A 14294-nucleotide genomic window follows, 5' to 3' on the forward strand; every position below is an offset into this window, starting at 1 on the left:
CACAACCGCAGTAGAAACAGCGGAAATTCCAGACAGAAGTGCGAAGAAAAGCGTCACAATTCTACGTGAACGCAGCGAGTCATCAGTATCGAACATCTTTGTTGCCCTTTCACCAATCGGCATGAGTTCTCTCGTTCCCGGAAGCAGTGCTTGCTCCGGGCCGGAAATGTGCGCCGAACTTGATGATTGTCATTTAGGTGAGGGGCCGGTTTGCCAAAATGATTGCGGTGCCGGATAAATTGATCGAAACGCCGGATGCGCACCCCGACGCAGGAAAAGCATGGACGTTCTCGACGATATCCTGGGCTCGCTCCGCCTGACCGGCGGCGTCGTCATCGATGGCGAATTCAGTGGCGACTATTGCGTCCGGGCGCAGTTCACGCCGGACCACTGCACCCCGTTCTTCCCGACCCCGGACAAGCTGATCAGCTACCATTACATCCGCTCGGGACGGGTGATCGTGGAAGTCGAAGGGCAACCGCCGGTGACGCTTGGCCCGGGCAGCATCGCGATCTTGCCGCGCAACGACCCGCACATGCTGTCGAGCCAGCTTGGGCTGAAGCCGGCCGACGTCAGCGAGGTCGGCTGGATTACGGCGGCGGGCGTCCATCGCGTGTCAACCGGTACCGACGGGCCGAAGACCGAAATCTGGTGCGGATTCCTGGGCACGGATGGGAGCAGCGAGCATCCGCTTCTCGATGCGCTTCCGTCGATGCTGACATTGGACGTGTCGGGCGGCGAAGCGACCTGGCTCGATAGCTCAATGCGCTTCCTCGCCGAGGAGAATCCATCGCCGGAGATCGTCGCGCGGCTGGCCGAGCTCTTCCTGAGCCAGGCCATCCGCGACTATGTCGACGGCCTTCCCGCCGGTTCGAAGGGGTGGCTTCGGGGACTGACGGACCCTGCCGTTTCGAAGGCGCTGTCGATTATCCACAGGCGCTATGCCGAGGAGCTCGACGTCGAGGGGCTGGCGCGTGAGGTCGGGGTGTCCCGCACCGTGCTCGGCGAGCGGTTCGGCGAGCTGCTGGGCGAGCCGCCGATGCGTTATTGTGCGCGTTGGCGAATGCGCATGGCCGCGAACATGCTGCGCGACGGCAAGCAGAACACGGCCAACGTCGCGTATTCGGTCGGGTTTAACAGCGAGGCCGCGTTCAACCGCGCCTTCAAGCGCGAATATGGCGTGCCGCCGGCGACCTGGCGGCGCCAGGTCGAAGCGCGCGAACTGGCCGAAGCGAAAAACCTTCAGCGGCGCGAGCTGCCGCCCCAGAAAGTCGAATTTACGCGCGCGGCGGACGGTACGCGGCTCGCTTATTCGGTGACGGGCAAGGGGCCTCCGCTGATCAAGACGGCCAATTGGCTCAACCATATCGAGCATGACTGGGACAGCCCGCTGTGGCGGCACTGGATCGAGGAATTCACGCTCGGGCGCTCGTTGATCCGCTACGACGAGCGGGGCAACGGCCTCAGCGATTGGGACACGCCAGAGCTGTCGTTCGAGGCCTTCGTCGACGACCTCGAATGCATCGCCGACCGGCTCGAGCTGGAGCAGTTCGACCTGCTGTCAATCAGCCAAGGCGCGGCGGTCTCGGTGGCTTATGCCGTCCGGCACCCCGAGCGGGTGCGGCGACTGGTGATCCTCAACGGCTATGCTGCTGGCTGGGCGCATCGCAACCATGGCGCGGAGCTCGCCCGGCGACAGGCGATGCTCACGCTGACGGAAACCGGATGGGGCGCGGACAATCCGGCATACCGGCAGCTGTTCACCAACATCTACATTCCAGAAGCGACGCCTAAGCAGATGGGCTGGTTCAACGAGATGCAGCGCCTGTCGGCATCGCCGGAGAATGCGGCTCGCCTGCAACGTACCTTGTCCGCGATCGACGTTCGGCCGCTGCTGTCACAAGTGACCGTGCCGACGCTGGTCTTCCATTGCCGGAACGACCAGGCCGTGCCGTTCGCGCAAGGGGAGGAGCTCGCCGCCGGCATTCCCGCCGCGCAATTCATCCCGCTCGAGAGCAAGAACCATATCCTGCTGGAAAGCGAGCCCGCGTGGAGCGTGTTCTCAAATGCCGCCCGCGACTTCCTGGAAAATGACGAATGGCGGGCGCCGGCTTGCCCCAAGAAGGTCGAGCCGAATACGCAACATTGCCTCGCCAAGGATGGAACCAAGCTCGCTTATTCGCTGGCGGGCGAGGGCTTCCCGCTGGTCAAGGTGCCCAACTGGTTCAACCATCTCGAGCACGACTGCGACAGCCCTATCTGGAGAGGCTGGTTCGAGCAGCTCGTCCAAGGGCGGCAATTGCTGTGGTTCGACGGGCGCGGGCACGGCGCCTCGGAATGGGACGCAAGGATTGCACCCGACAGCTTCGAGGCCGACCTCGCCGATGTGGTGGATGCGGCCGGGCTGGAGCAGTTCGACCTTATGGGCATCGGCCATGGCGCCGCGGTGTCGCTCAGCTACGCGCTGCATCACCCCGAACGGGTACGGCGGATTGTCCTGTGCAATGGCTGGGCGGTCGGCTGGGCCCGGCGCGGCGACGCCGAGGACCTTGAACGGCGCAGGGCGATCATCAAGCTGAGCGGGATCGGGTGGGACCAGCAGAGCCCGCTGTACCGCGAGATTTACACCAAGATTTACATGCCGGGCGGGACAACGGCCCAAAAGGATTGGCTGAACGAGGCGCAGCGCCTGTGCACGACCCCCGAAAATGCAGTCGCGATCCAGGAAGCGATGGGCGAGATCGACATTTCGGCGGTGGTCGGGAAGCTCGAAGCGCCGTGCCTTCAATTCCACTCCCGCGGCGACCAGGCAGTGCCGTTCGAGCTTGGCGAGCAGCTCGCCGAGCTATTGACCGACGTTCGCTTCAAGCCGCTCGACAGCGACAACCATATCTACGTCCCCACCGAACGGGCGTGGGACGACTTCATGGGCGAAGTGAGGGAATTCCTCGCCTAGCGGACCCGAGGGCCGCCAAACGGGAGCGGCGGCGGCGGGCGGCGATCGCGGCGCGGAAGCTGCGCCTGATAGGCAACGCCGCAATGCTGGACGCAATAAGGGAAGCCCGGGTTCGAAGGCTCGCCGCAGAAATGGAAGTCGGGCTCACCGGGGTGGCCCATCGGCCACTTGCAGATGCGATCATTGAGATCGAGCAGCGAGGTTTTGTCCGCCACTTCCGGGCTGGGCTTGGCCGGCACCAGGCGGCGCGGCGGCGCGGGCGGAATCGGGGCCTGCTGATCGCCTGGACCCTGACGGACGAAGCCACCGGGTCCGATCGAACGATACTGCATTTCAGGTCCGCGCTGCGGCACGGCGGGCTGCGCCGCGGCGGCGGCACTGGGCTCGGGAGTGGCAGCTGCGGGGGGAGCCGGCCTCGGGGCTTCTGCCTTCGCGGCGGCCTTGGGCGCGGCAGCGGGCTTCTTTTCCTTTTCCTCGCCGGCCTTCACCGGGGAGGGACGCTGCTCGAGGCCGAGGCGGTGCGCCTTGCCAATCACCGCATTGCGGCTGACCCCGCCGAGCTCATCGGCGATCTGGCTCGCGGTCGCGCCATCGTGCCACATCTTCTTCAGGCGCTCGATGCGCTCTTCGGTCCACGACATATTTAATCTCAGCTCCAAACTTGCCCGGCAGGCACCCAGCCGATAGGCGCCTCACCAGTGAACGACCAGCCTGCCCACAATCAATCCGACAATTGGGTGCGCCACGCGCCGGGCAAGCCGGTGCTGAAGGGCGTCAATTGGGGTGGCCTCGAGACCCTTTATATCAAGGAGGTGAGGCGCTTCTTCAAGGTCCAGATGCAGACCGTGTGGGCGCCGGCCATCACTACCTTGCTCTATCTGGTCATTTTCACCGTCGCTCTGGGCAGGAGCGGGCGCATGATCATGGGCGTGCCGTTCGCGACCTTCCTTGCGCCGGGCCTGATCGTCATGGCGATGATCCAGAACGCCTTCGCCAATTCGAGCTTCTCGCTGCTGGTCGGCAAGATTCAGGGCAATATCGTCGATTATCTGATGCCGCCCCTTTCGACCGGCGAGCTGATTGCGGGGATGATCGGAGCTTCGGTGACGCGCGCTTTCCTGGTCGGATTCGCGGTGTGGCTGGCGATGCTTGTGTGGCCCGGCGTCTCGGTCGACATCCGGCGGCCCGAGCTCGTGCTGTGGTTCGGCCTAATGGGCGCGCTGCTGCTGTCGTTCCTCGGACTGTTGACGTCGGTGTGGGCGGAGAAATTCGATCATGCCGCGGCGGTCAGCAACTTCGTGGTCACGCCGCTGTCGCTGCTAAGCGGGACCTTCTACGCGGTCCACCAGCTGTCGCCCGCCTTCCAGGCGGTGAGCCATGCCAACCCGTTTTTCTATATCATCTCCGGTTTCCGCGCGGGCTTCCTCGGGACCAGCGATTCGCCCTTGTGGGTGGGCGCGCTCGGGCTGTTCGCGGTGAACGTGATCTTGTGGGCGGCCTGCTACGCTCTCCTGAAGAGCGGCTGGAAGATCAAGAACTGATCTGAACCGCGAATAACCGCGCCGTTCAGACCTGCATCAATCGAATCGGCGCACAACCCACGCATCAACCCGCTCAAAGGAGAGCCGTGATGCGTAAGTTCCTGATTTCCCTCGCCGCTGCCGGTGCGGCTCTCGTGGTCGCCAGCCCCGCCGTCGCGCAATATTATCCGCAGCAGCAATATGGCTATGGCGCGCAGGGCTATGGCTACAACAATGGTTATGGCGAGGCGCGCGCGCTGCAGCAGCGTATCGACGCGGTCCAGAATCGCATCCGCTACATGGGTGTTCGCGGGAAGTCGGCCCAGCGGCTGCGCGATGAATCGCGGAGCATCGAGCGGCGCCTTCGGGCTGCCCAGTACAATGGCCTGAACCCCTACGAGGCCAATGACATCCAGCAGCGGATCGCAAGGCTCGAGCAGCGCGTGAACTATGCGATGCAGCGCGGCTATGGCCGTTACGGGAACGCCGGCTACGGTAACGGCTACAACGGCTACAATGGCGGCGCTTATTACGGGAACGGCGACCGCGACGGCGACCATGATTATGATCGTGGGCACGACCGCGACGACGATCACGGTTACGACCGCGACGACGACTAAGCGCTGTCACCTTACGGCCAAAAGACGGGCGCTGCGGAGCAATTCGCGGCGCCCTTTCGTTAAGGCTGATGAATTGCAGCTAACACGCCCGTTCAGCGCCGCCACACGCGGCGCTTGGCATAAGGGCGGCACAGTTGCTCAACATAAGGAGAGCGAAAATGCGTAAGTTTCTTATTCCGATCATTGCCGCGGGCTCGGCCCTGGCAGTCGCCGCTCCGGCCACCGCACAGTACGTGCAGTGGGCGCCGCCCGTCTATCAGTACAATCCGTACAACTACGGCTACAACTTCAACGGCATCAACTTTGCCCGTTCGATGGCCGACCGGGTGCAGCGGGTTCGCGCCGACATTCGCGTGATGCGCGACCGCCGCGTGCTCTCGCGCGGTGAAGCGCGGAGCCTGGACGTCCAGGCCGAGAACCTGCAGCGTCGCATCTTCCGCGCCCAGCGCCACGGCATTTCGGCGCGCGAAGCGCGGAGCCTGGAGACCCAGATCTTCAACCTCCAGCGCCGCGTCGCGCGTGAGGCGAACGACTGGAACAACCGCTACGGCCGCCATCGCCGCCATTAATCGGCGATAAGGCTCAAAGAGAGGGCGCGTCGGAGAAATCCGGCGCGCCTTTTCCTTTTTGGGGCCGCTGGCTATAGGCGCCGGGAGCAGCGGCCGGGGGGCCGCTCGAAACCGCCACAGCTATTTCCAAGGAGCCGCACTCCAATGGCCATTACGCCGCTCATGCCCGTCTATCCCCGCTCGCCGGTCCGCCCGGTCCGCGGCGAGGGTCCGTATCTCTACGGTGAGCAGGGCGAGAAGTATCTCGACTTTGCGGCAGGCATTGCGGTCAACATTTTGGGCCACGGCCATCCCCACCTGACCAAGGCGATCCAGGACCAGGCGGCGACCTTGATGCACGTGTCGAACCTTTACGGGTCGCCGCAGGGCGAGGCGTTCGCCAAGCGGCTGTGCGACCTGACTTTCGCCGACACGGTTTTCTTCACCAATTCGGGCGTCGAAGCGGTCGAGTGCGCGATCAAGACCGCGCGCCGCTATCACTACGCCAAGGGCAATCCGCATAAGCATGACCTGATCAGCTTTTCGAACGCCTTCCACGGCCGGACGATGGCGACGATCAGCGCCACCGACCAGGCGAAGATGATCGACGGCTTCGCGCCGCTGCTGCCGGGCTTCAAGGTCGTTGAGTTCAACAACCTGGAGGCCGCGCTTGCAGCGATCGACGAGAATACCGCCGGTTTCCTGCTCGAGCCCGTGCAGGGCGAGGGCGGCATCCGCCCGGCGACCCACGAGTTCCTGGCCGGCCTTCGCGCCGCCTGCGACGAGCACGACCTCATGCTGGTGTTCGACGAGGTCCAGTGCGGCGTTGCGCGAACTGGCGAGCTTTACGCGTACCAGCATTATGGGGTGACGCCGGACATCATGGCCTCGGCCAAGGGTATCGGCGGCGGCTTCCCGATGGGCGCTTGCCTGGCGAGCGAAAAAGCGGCCGCGGGCATGGTCATCGGCACCCACGGATCGACCTATGGCGGCAACCCGCTAGCGATGGCCGCCGGCCAGGCCGTGTTCGACGTGGTCGCGGACGAGCAGTTCCTCGCCCAGGTCAAGCAGAAGGGCGAGCGCCTGCGCTCCGCGCTCGAGCAGATGATCCCCAACCACGACCATCTGTTCGAAAGCGTCCGCGGGCTCGGCCTGATGCTTGGCGTCAAGATGAAGACCGACAGCCGGGCCTTCGTGACGTATCTGCGGACCAAGGGCCTGCTCGCGGTCGCCGCCGGCGACAACGTGATGCGCGTTCTCCCGCCGCTGAATATCGAGGAAGAACATATCCGCGAGTTCGTGGAGACGCTTTCGGCAGCAGCCGCGGAATATGAGGTTCCCGCCGCCGCTGCTTGAGAACTGCTACTGGGTCGCCAGCCAGGCGTCGCTGCAGATCAGGATCAGCTGTCGCCGAGCGTCCGGCTCGGCAAGGTGCGCTTCGAGGATCGGTCGATCCTCGGGCGCCAAGTGCCGGAATATTTCAGCGACGCTGCGGTACTGACCCGATTTAGCCAGTTCAAACGCCCGATCGATTGCCGATGCCATGTTTCAAGCCGCTATCACGAACCCGCGGCGGAGACGAATGTCGACAGTTGAGGGGTCTCATCAAGCGTCTCGGTTGTCGGCTCCGCCAACCGAACCTATCTTTCCCCCATGCCTGCAGTTCAGCTCAACTCGGACGTCGCGCTCGGCGTCGCAATCCCATCGCGCAACGCGCGTGGCCGGATCGCGCGCCTGGGAAGCGTCGTCGATACGGTTCTCGCCAGCCACAATTACCCACCCGTCATCGAGCAGTTGCTTGCCGAGGCGCTGACCCTGACCGCGCTGCTTGGCTCGCTGCTCAAGGAATCGCAGGGGCAGCTGACCCTCCAGGCGCAGACCGAGGGCGGCGCGATCGACCTGATGGTGTGCGATTACCTGCGCGGCGAACTGCGCGGTTACATCCGCCACGATGCCGACCTAGTGGCAGAGCTGCCGGATCACCCGACACTCGAGCAGCTATTCGGCAAGGGCTACCTCGCGATCACGTTCGACCAGCCGGTTGCCGCCGAGCGCTACCAGGGCATTGTCCCGCTCGAGGGCAAGAATTTGGGCGAGGCTGCGCAAAGCTATTTCGCGCAATCCGAGCAGATCCCGAGCCTGGTACGCCTCGCGGCCGAGAAGCGCGACGACCATTGGCACGCGGGCGGACTGCTGCTCCAGCACCTGCCGGAGGGCGAAGAAGGCCGCGAACGGCTGCACACGCGGCTCGACCACCCGGACTGGCCGCATGTCGCCATTCTCGGCGGATCGGTGAAGGCCGAGGAGCTGACCGACCCGACGCTTCCGCTCGACGACCTCATCTGGCGCCTGTTCCATGAAGAGGACGAGGTCCGGACGCTCGAATCGATCGAGCTCAAGCGCGGCTGCCGCTGCGACCCGGCTTATGTGCGCTCGGTGATTGCCCGCTTTCCCGAGGATGAGCGCGCTGAAATGGTCGGCGACGACGGGCTGATCCGAGTCGATTGCGCCTTCTGCTCGTCGAGCTTTTCGATCGAGCCCAAAGAAGTGAGTTCCTGAGGGACTTTAACTGCTGTTTTAATTTTCACCGGCTAACAATGGCGTGATAAATGTCGCCACGATGACTCGCTCGGCCCTCATAGTCGCCGCCGCAAGCGGCCTGTTACTGCTGACGGCTGCGCAGCAGCCGGGAGCGCTTGGCATGACCAGCCCCGGCGAATGGGAGCTGAGCGGCGTTCCGGGATCGAAGGCGCCCGTGCGGGAGTGCGTCGCGGATCTCAAGACGCTCGCGCAGTTCGAGCATCGCACCAAAAACTGCACGGCCAAGACGTTGAGCGATCACGGGAACTCGACGATCATCCAATATACCTGCCACGGCGCGGACTTCGGCCGCACGCAGATCGACGTGCTGACGCCGCGATCGCTGCGGATCAGCACGCAGGGAATCTCCGACGGGCTGCCGTTCAATTATGTGCTGCAGGCGCGGCGCGTGGGCGATTGCGCAAAAAGCGCTTCATCTGCACGCCATTAAGGCGGCGTTTAACCATATCAGTCTAAATGAGTTGGTGTGCCGGATTTGGCACGCTTTCCTCCCAATCGGGCGAGTAGTGGCCCGATCACTGGGCCGCTTCGCCTTCTGGCGGGCGGCCCTTCTTTTGTCGGCCAAGCGCGACTAGATCGCGCGAGCAATGGTCTACCTATTCATCAAGGCCGCGATTTCCGGCGCGATCGTCGCGGCGGTGTCGGAGATTGCGCGGCGCTATCCCGGCTGGGGCGGGCTGGTCGCCTCGCTGCCGCTGACGTCGTTACTGGCGATGATCTGGCTGTGGCGTGATTCGGGCGAACCGGAGCGGGTCGCCGAGCTGTCGGTCAGCACCATCTGGTTTTTCATGCCCTCGATCCCGCTGTTCATCGCGCTGCCGTGGCTACTGCGGTCGGGCGTGGGATTTTGGGCCGCACTCGCAATCGTGGTCGGGATGACGCTGGCGCTCTACGCGCTGATGTTCTGGGCGGCCCCGCGGCTGGGGCTCAAGCTATGAGCAAGAGCGCCGTGGTGTTGCTGTCCGGCGGGCTCGACTCGATGGTGTGCGCGGCAATTGCGCGCGAGCAAGGCTTTCGCGTCATTGCGCTGACGGTCGATTACAACCAGCGGCACTGCGTCGAGCTGGAGGCGGCAAACGTTATCGCGGCTGACCTCGCGGAGCGGCACGTGGTGCTCCCGCTCGATTTGCGCGCGTTCGGTGGATCGGCGCTCACCGACGACATTGCGGTCCCTAAGGATGGTGTCGGGGAGGGCATCCCGGTCACCTACGTCCCCGCGCGCAACACGATCTTCCTCAGCCTCGCGCTTGGCCTCGCCGAGGCAAGCGGCGCGCGCGATATCTTCATCGGCGTCAACGCGCTCGATTATTCAGGCTATCCCGATTGCCGGCCCGAATTCATCGCCGAGTTCCAGAAGATCGCTGACCTCGCGACCAAGGCCGGCGTGGAAGGCGAAGGCTTCGCGATCCATGCGCCGCTGCAGCACATGACTAAGGCCGATATCGCGAGAGAGGCAGAGCGGCTTGGGCTCGACGCGGGGCTCAGCCACAGCTGCTACGATCCGCAGGCTGATGGACGGCATTGCGGCCAATGCGATGCGTGCCGGCTGCGCGCCAAGGGATTTGCCGAGGCGGGCATCGAGGATCCGACGGTCTACGCATGACTTACGCGGTCAAGGAATGCTTCCTGACCCTGCAGGGCGAGGGCGTGCAATCGGGCGCGAGGGCCGTGTTCCTGCGCTTCGCCGGTTGCAACCTCTGGTCCGGACGCGAGCAGGACCGGGCAGCGGCGCAATGCACCTTCTGCGACACCGATTTCGTCGGAACGGACGGTGAGGGCGGGGGCAAGTTCGCCGATGCTTCAGCGCTGGCTGTGCAAGTCGAGCGGCTATGGGGTGAGGGCGCGGAGGAGCGACTGGTGGTGATCACCGGCGGCGAACCGATGCTCCAGCTGGACGCGGTGCTGCTCGACGCGCTTCACAGCCGCGGATTTCGCGTAGCGGTGGAGACCAACGGTACGCTGCCCGCAACCGAGGGAATCGACTGGATCTGCGTCAGCCCGAAGGCGGGGACCGAGGTAGTCCAGCGCTCAGGCGACGAATTGAAGCTGGTGTGGCCGCAGGCGGGAATCGACCCGGCGGAGCTCGAATGCTGGGACTTCCGCCATTTCCTGGTGCAGCCGATGGACTGCGAGGGGCGGGAAGAAGCGGTGAAAGCCGCGATCGAGCTCGCGATGGAGCGGCCGAAATGGCGGCTCAGCCTTCAAACCCACAAGGTCGTCGGGCTAGCCTGATCGCTTATTCGGCGTTGGTCGTCGCGTTTGAGGTCGGGTTGGATGCCGGCGCGGCGGCCTGAGGCTTGCTCCGCGAAGACTTAGCGGGGACCTTGGCGTCGCCTTCGTTCAGCATGTTGTCGAGGCTGTTATCGGCAAGGTTAGAATAATCGACGTCGGCAGCCATGTTGGCCGCATCCCCGGTCACCGCATCGATCGCCGTCACGTCGTTGGAAACGATATTTTCGGCCGTCAGATTCTCATCGACGTTCTGCGTGTTGTCGGCCTGGCCGTTGTTCGAGCAGGCGGCAAGGGCGAGGGCGGCGGCAACAATGGCGATGCGCATGAGTGCTCCGAAAGATTTGCGTCAGGCAAAAAAAGAGGCTGCCGGCAGTTACCGGCAGCCTCTTCAAAAGCCAACGCCCCCCGTGAACGGGGGCGCCAGATTACATCGCGTTGTTGGTCGCGGCGTTGGCGGCGCTGTTCGCAGCGTCCGCAGCCGAGTTCGCCGCATCGGCCGCCGCATTGGCGTCCGCAGCAGCGTTCATGTCCATCGTCGCGTTCATGTCAGTTGCGTTCATGTCCGTCGTCGCAAGATTCTCGTCGACGTTCATGGTGTTGTTGGCGTTGTCGTTGCTGCTGCAAGCGGCAACCGCCAGGGCCGCACCGGCGACCAGGATAAGAGCACGCATTCAAGACTCCCTATTTATTGCGATCTGAGAGCGGTCGCCCGCTTCGCAAATCGCGCGGACAATAGTCTGAAGCAGGAGTATCCATCAAGAGACTTTGCATGCACCTTGCAAGCTCTTGAGAAACGGACGGAAACTCTGCTTCAGGGCCGCATCAACCGTTTCAAGCGGGATTTGTTTCCCAAGTTCGACAAGGCTCGTCACGCCATATTCCGCGATCCCGCAGGGCACGATGCCGGCGAAATGAGTCAGGTCGGGCGCGACGTTCAGGGCCATGCCGTGGAGCGTTACCCAGCGCTTCACGCGGACGCCCAGGGCCCCAATTTTGGCTTCGTCCGCGCCCTCGCCGACCCAAATGCCGATCCTACCCTCGGCACGGTGAGCGGAAATGCCCAACTGACCGAGCGTGTCGATCATCCATTGTTCAAGCGCATGGACGAAGCAGCGGATGTCTTTCCCCCGCTTTTCGAGGTCGAGCATCAGGTAAACGACCCGCTGGCCGGGACCGTGATACGTGTAGCGCCCGCCGCGGCCCGCTTCGTAGACGGGAAAATGCATCGGGTTGAACAGCTCGGCCGGGTCCGCGCTCGTGCCGGCGGTGAATAAGGGGGGGTGCTCGAGCAGCCAGACGCATTCGGATGCGGTGCCATCGCGGATCGCAGCCGCGCGGTCCTGCATGAAGGCCAGCGCCTCCTCATAAGGGACAGGCGCAGCGCTCGCGATCCATTCGATATCGTTCACAAAGGGCAGATGGCGTTGCTGGCTGGCCGGAGCAAGCCTCATTGCGCCAGCCGCCACCTCTCCGTAAGCCGAGAGTGAAGAGAGAGGACGGGGATGAACAAGATTTCGCTATCCAGGGCATGGGATGAGACCAAGGGGGTACTGGCTGTGGACGGCCGGCTGTTGGTGTCTGTCGCTCTTGCCCTGTTCGTTCTGCCTGGACTGATCCTCGACGTTACCATGCCGGAAGCGCCGGCGGATCAACTGCCACCCGCCGGTCCCTGGATTGCCGTGGCCGCTTTCGCGGTGCTGATGTCGTTTGTGGGCCAGCTATCGGTCATGCGCCTGGCGACGGGTCCCCACCTTTCCGTGGGCGAAGCGGTCAGCCACGGCTTCAAGCGGCTACCATCCTATGTTGGCGCATTCCTGTTGTGGGCGATCCCACTGGTCCTTGTGCTGGGCCTCTTCGTCGGGCTTCTGAAGAAGGATCCCGAGCATCCTTCGCTCGGTGTGGCGATAGGCTTGCTGGTCGTGTCGTTCGCGGCGTTCTTCCTGACGGTCCGCCTAATGTTGACCGGCGCCGTCGCCAGCCTGGAAAGCGCCAATCCCCTCCACATACTGCGACGCAGCTGGTCCCTCACTGCAGGAAACTGGTGGCGGCTGTTCGCCTTTGTTTTACTGGTCGGTATCGCCGCTATGGTCCTGCTCGGCGCTGTCGCGTTCATTATGGGCGCGCTGGTGAAGATTGTTTTCGATGACGTCGGGCCGATGACGGTGGGCGGGCTTCTGATCGCGATCGCAAGCCAGTTCCTGAGTGCCATTTTCTCCGTGATGTTCTTCACGATGCTGGCGCGGATTTACGCTCAGCTGGCGGGCGGGGCGGACAGCCGGGCCACCGTCCCCAAAAGCGGGACCTGAGGGGCGCAATCCCCCGGTAAAATGCCGAGCAGGCGCGGGTCGGGGAAGCGCTCGATCGCGCGCTTGTAGGGCGTGAAGCCGGCGCGGCGGTAGGCGGACAGCGCCGCCGGATGATCCAGCGAGCAGGTATGGACGTGAACGCGGGCGACGCCTTCGCGCCAGGCGCGGCGAACGGCCTCGGTGAGCAGCCATTTGCCATGCCCGCGCCCGGCCAGCTCGGGGACGAGGCCGATGAACGCGAGCTCGCACTCGCCCTCCTCGCGAAAGTCGAGTTCGAGCATGCCGACCACCGCTTCCACGGCTGCGACTTCAAAGAGCAGGACATCGGGGTGGCGGATGATGGCTTCGAGCTCTTCGTCCGGCATCACCAAGCGGGAGAACCATAGCCACGGCGATCCGACCTTGCGGAACAGTGCCCGATATTGCTCTGCGGTCGGGCTCGAGAGACGGCTGAGCTGAAGGGTCGACTGAGGCACGCCGGCCGCCGGCGGTGCGAGCATTTCGAGATAGGTGACGACAGCCGCAAGGTCGCCGTTCGAGACCGCCTCGTAACTCATTTCCACTTCGCCAGCGGCGGCAGGCTCATCAGGATCGCGTCGATATTCCCGCCGGTCTTGAGCCCGAACAAGGTGCCGCGGTCGTAGAGAAGGTTGAACTCGACATAGCGGCCGCGAAATTCGAGCAGCCGCTCCATGTCCTCATCGGTGAACGGCGTTTCCATGCGCTTGCGGACGAGCTGCGGGAAAATATCGAGGAACGCCTCGCCGACGTCGCGCGTGAAGGCGAAATGGGCATCGAAATGATCTTCGAGATGGTCGTAGAAAATGCCGCCGGCACCGCGCGCGACGTTACGGTGCGGAAGCCAGAAATATTCCTCGGCCCACTTGGAGAAGCGCGGATAGAAGGTTGGGTCGTGCGCGGCGCAGGCCGCGCGGAGCCGGGCGTGGAAGGCCTCCGTGTCCTCGGGATACGGGGTCGCCGGATTGAGGTCAGCGCCGCCGCCGAACCAGCGCTTGGTCGTGGTCAGGAAGCGGGTGTTCATGTGGACCGCGGGCACATGCGGGTTGGCCATGTGGGCCACTAGGCTGATGCCAGTTGCGAAGAAGCTCGGGTCTTCCTCGGCGCCGGGGATCGATTTCGCGAATTCCGGGCTGAAGGTGCCGCCGACGGTGGAGACGTTCACACCGACCTTTTCGAACACCTTGCCGGCCATCTGGCCACGGACTCCGCCGCCGCCAGGCTCGCCCGAGGCATCGGTGCGATCCCAAGGCGTGAAAAGGAACGAGGCGTCGCTGCCTGCGTCGCGCTCGACCCCTTCGAACGCGTCGCAGATGCGGTCGCGCAGACCTTCGAACCAGTCGCGCGCTGCCTGTTGCTGGTCGTCGAGCGGAGCCATGGCGCGCCCCATGCGATCCGCCGCGCCCGGACGCAAGTCGCTCGCCTGACCGAGATGTAATGTGGCTTAAACCGAGATTTCACGCGCGACCGGCCAAGAGCGTGACGGACAGGGG

The 14294-nt window shown here is 64.1% G+C and carries 18 protein-coding genes; 11 read left to right on the forward strand and 7 right to left on the reverse strand.

The window, feature by feature from the left end:
• Window positions 1-280: 280 nt before the first annotated feature.
• Window positions 281-2956, forward strand: a complete 2676-nt coding sequence (locus AC4K8G_RS00515; RefSeq protein ID WP_491732236.1) for an alpha/beta fold hydrolase — start codon at window positions 281-283, stop codon at window positions 2954-2956.
• Here the strand turns inward: AC4K8G_RS00515 and AC4K8G_RS00520 are convergent.
• On the reverse strand, window positions 2953-3597 hold the full coding sequence (locus AC4K8G_RS00520) for a GcrA family cell cycle regulator (protein ID WP_491732237.1): 645 nt from the start codon (window positions 3595-3597) through the stop codon (window positions 2953-2955). The two genes, AC4K8G_RS00515 and AC4K8G_RS00520, sit on opposite strands and share 4 nt — an antisense overlap.
• Window positions 3598-3654: 57 nt before the next feature.
• Here AC4K8G_RS00520 and AC4K8G_RS00525 point away from each other — a divergent pair, with 57 nt between their 5' ends.
• The 4 genes from AC4K8G_RS00525 (at window position 3655) to AC4K8G_RS00540 (ending at window position 7000) form a co-directional block, all read left to right on the forward strand.
• On the forward strand, window positions 3655-4497 hold the full coding sequence (locus AC4K8G_RS00525) for an ABC transporter permease (RefSeq protein WP_491732238.1): 843 nt from the start codon (window positions 3655-3657) through the stop codon (window positions 4495-4497).
• Between the two features lie 89 nt (window positions 4498-4586).
• A complete protein-coding gene (locus tag AC4K8G_RS00530) occupies window positions 4587-5096 on the forward strand; it encodes a hypothetical protein (RefSeq protein WP_491732239.1) in 510 nt (169 codons plus the stop codon).
• Between the two features lie 158 nt (window positions 5097-5254).
• Window positions 5255-5665, forward strand: a complete 411-nt coding sequence (locus tag AC4K8G_RS00535; protein ID WP_491732240.1) for a hypothetical protein — start codon at window positions 5255-5257, stop codon at window positions 5663-5665.
• Between the two features lie 144 nt (window positions 5666-5809).
• Entirely contained in the window at window positions 5810-7000 is a 1191-nt protein-coding gene (locus tag AC4K8G_RS00540; protein ID WP_491732241.1) for an aspartate aminotransferase family protein, read from the forward strand.
• A 6-nt stretch (window positions 7001-7006) separates the two neighbouring features.
• Here AC4K8G_RS00540 and AC4K8G_RS00545 read toward each other — a convergent pair whose 3' ends face one another.
• A complete protein-coding gene (locus AC4K8G_RS00545; protein ID WP_491732242.1) occupies window positions 7007-7189 on the reverse strand; it encodes a hypothetical protein in 183 nt (60 codons plus the stop codon).
• 108 nt (window positions 7190-7297) lie between these two features.
• On the opposite strand from AC4K8G_RS00545, the gene hslO reads away from it, so the two are divergent.
• The 5 genes from hslO (at window position 7298) to queE (ending at window position 10477) form a co-directional block, all read left to right on the forward strand.
• A complete protein-coding gene (hslO, locus tag AC4K8G_RS00550) occupies window positions 7298-8203 on the forward strand; it encodes an Hsp33 family molecular chaperone HslO (RefSeq protein ID WP_491732243.1) in 906 nt (301 codons plus the stop codon).
• A 61-nt stretch (window positions 8204-8264) separates the two neighbouring features.
• Entirely contained in the window at window positions 8265-8675 is a 411-nt protein-coding gene (locus AC4K8G_RS00555; protein ID WP_491732244.1) for a DUF3617 domain-containing protein, read from the forward strand.
• 157 nt (window positions 8676-8832) lie between these two features.
• Window positions 8833-9183 carry a DUF3147 family protein gene (locus AC4K8G_RS00560; protein WP_491732245.1) on the forward strand — a complete coding sequence of 117 codons (351 nt, stop codon included), beginning with the start codon at window positions 8833-8835 and terminating at the stop codon, window positions 9181-9183.
• Complete coding sequence (gene queC / locus AC4K8G_RS00565) at window positions 9180-9848, forward strand: 7-cyano-7-deazaguanine synthase QueC (RefSeq protein WP_491732246.1); 669 nt, start codon at window positions 9180-9182, stop codon at window positions 9846-9848. Before AC4K8G_RS00560 ends, queC begins: the two co-directional genes overlap by 4 nt.
• On the forward strand, window positions 9845-10477 hold the full coding sequence (gene queE / locus AC4K8G_RS00570; RefSeq protein ID WP_491732247.1) for a 7-carboxy-7-deazaguanine synthase: 633 nt from the start codon (window positions 9845-9847) through the stop codon (window positions 10475-10477). Before queC ends, queE begins: the two co-directional genes overlap by 4 nt.
• Window positions 10478-10481: 4 nt before the next feature.
• On the opposite strand, the gene AC4K8G_RS00575 is transcribed toward queE, so the two are convergent.
• The 3 genes from AC4K8G_RS00575 to lipB all read right to left on the reverse strand — a co-directional run bounded on the left by AC4K8G_RS00575 (window position 10482) and on the right by lipB (window position 11928).
• Window positions 10482-10802 carry a hypothetical protein gene (locus AC4K8G_RS00575; protein ID WP_491732248.1) on the reverse strand — a complete coding sequence of 107 codons (321 nt, stop codon included), beginning with the start codon at window positions 10800-10802 and terminating at the stop codon, window positions 10482-10484.
• Between the two features lie 100 nt (window positions 10803-10902).
• On the reverse strand, window positions 10903-11148 hold the full coding sequence (locus AC4K8G_RS00580) for a hypothetical protein (RefSeq protein WP_491732249.1): 246 nt from the start codon (window positions 11146-11148) through the stop codon (window positions 10903-10905).
• Between the two features lie 84 nt (window positions 11149-11232).
• The gene (lipB, locus tag AC4K8G_RS00585) at window positions 11233-11928 is read right to left on the reverse strand and encodes a lipoyl(octanoyl) transferase LipB (protein ID WP_491732250.1); all 696 of its coding nucleotides are present in this window, start codon (window positions 11926-11928) and stop codon (window positions 11233-11235) included.
• A 51-nt stretch (window positions 11929-11979) separates the two neighbouring features.
• Between lipB and AC4K8G_RS00590 the strand changes: the two genes are divergently transcribed.
• On the forward strand, window positions 11980-12783 hold the full coding sequence (locus AC4K8G_RS00590; RefSeq protein WP_491732251.1) for a DUF7847 domain-containing protein: 804 nt from the start codon (window positions 11980-11982) through the stop codon (window positions 12781-12783).
• Here AC4K8G_RS00590 and AC4K8G_RS00595 read toward each other — a convergent pair.
• Window positions 12729-13340 (reverse strand): GNAT family N-acetyltransferase, encoded by a 612-nt coding sequence (locus AC4K8G_RS00595; protein ID WP_491732252.1) that lies wholly within the window; start codon window positions 13338-13340, stop codon window positions 12729-12731. The genes AC4K8G_RS00590 and AC4K8G_RS00595 overlap by 55 nt on opposite strands.
• Window positions 13337-14179: an oxygen-dependent coproporphyrinogen oxidase gene (gene hemF / locus AC4K8G_RS00600; RefSeq protein WP_491732253.1), complete on the reverse strand. Its 843-nt coding sequence runs from the start codon at window positions 14177-14179 to the stop codon at window positions 13337-13339. Before hemF ends, AC4K8G_RS00595 begins: the two co-directional genes overlap by 4 nt.
• Window positions 14180-14294: the final 115 nt, after the last annotated feature.

Source organism: Sphingomonas sp. SP3 (assembly GCF_058514305.1).

Bases quoted from the DNA above. Each gene is read 5' to 3' on its own strand.
- AC4K8G_RS00590 (WP_491732251.1), top strand. From the start codon at position 11,980: ATGAACAAGATTTCGCTATCCAGGGCATGGGATGAGACCAAGGGGGTA.
- hemF (WP_491732253.1), bottom strand. From the start codon at position 14,179: ATGGCTCCGCTCGACGACCAGCAACAGGCAGCGCGCGACTGGTTCGAA.
- AC4K8G_RS00530 (WP_491732239.1), top strand. From the start codon at position 4,587: ATGCGTAAGTTCCTGATTTCCCTCGCCGCTGCCGGTGCGGCTCTCGTG.
- lipB (WP_491732250.1), bottom strand. From the start codon at position 11,928: ATGAGGCTTGCTCCGGCCAGCCAGCAACGCCATCTGCCCTTTGTGAAC.
- AC4K8G_RS00575 (WP_491732248.1), bottom strand. From the start codon at position 10,802: ATGCGCATCGCCATTGTTGCCGCCGCCCTCGCCCTTGCCGCCTGCTCG.
- AC4K8G_RS00595 (WP_491732252.1), bottom strand. From the start codon at position 13,340: ATGAGTTACGAGGCGGTCTCGAACGGCGACCTTGCGGCTGTCGTCACC.
- AC4K8G_RS00580 (WP_491732249.1), bottom strand. From the start codon at position 11,148: ATGCGTGCTCTTATCCTGGTCGCCGGTGCGGCCCTGGCGGTTGCCGCT.
- AC4K8G_RS00540 (WP_491732241.1), top strand. From the start codon at position 5,810: ATGGCCATTACGCCGCTCATGCCCGTCTATCCCCGCTCGCCGGTCCGC.
- AC4K8G_RS00515 (WP_491732236.1), top strand. From the start codon at position 281: ATGGACGTTCTCGACGATATCCTGGGCTCGCTCCGCCTGACCGGCGGC.
- queE (WP_491732247.1), top strand. From the start codon at position 9,845: ATGACTTACGCGGTCAAGGAATGCTTCCTGACCCTGCAGGGCGAGGGC.
- queC (WP_491732246.1), top strand. From the start codon at position 9,180: ATGAGCAAGAGCGCCGTGGTGTTGCTGTCCGGCGGGCTCGACTCGATG.
- AC4K8G_RS00560 (WP_491732245.1), top strand. From the start codon at position 8,833: ATGGTCTACCTATTCATCAAGGCCGCGATTTCCGGCGCGATCGTCGCG.
- AC4K8G_RS00535 (WP_491732240.1), top strand. From the start codon at position 5,255: ATGCGTAAGTTTCTTATTCCGATCATTGCCGCGGGCTCGGCCCTGGCA.
- hslO (WP_491732243.1), top strand. From the start codon at position 7,298: ATGCCTGCAGTTCAGCTCAACTCGGACGTCGCGCTCGGCGTCGCAATC.
- AC4K8G_RS00545 (WP_491732242.1), bottom strand. From the start codon at position 7,189: ATGGCATCGGCAATCGATCGGGCGTTTGAACTGGCTAAATCGGGTCAG.
- AC4K8G_RS00555 (WP_491732244.1), top strand. From the start codon at position 8,265: ATGACTCGCTCGGCCCTCATAGTCGCCGCCGCAAGCGGCCTGTTACTG.
- AC4K8G_RS00520 (WP_491732237.1), bottom strand. From the start codon at position 3,597: ATGTCGTGGACCGAAGAGCGCATCGAGCGCCTGAAGAAGATGTGGCAC.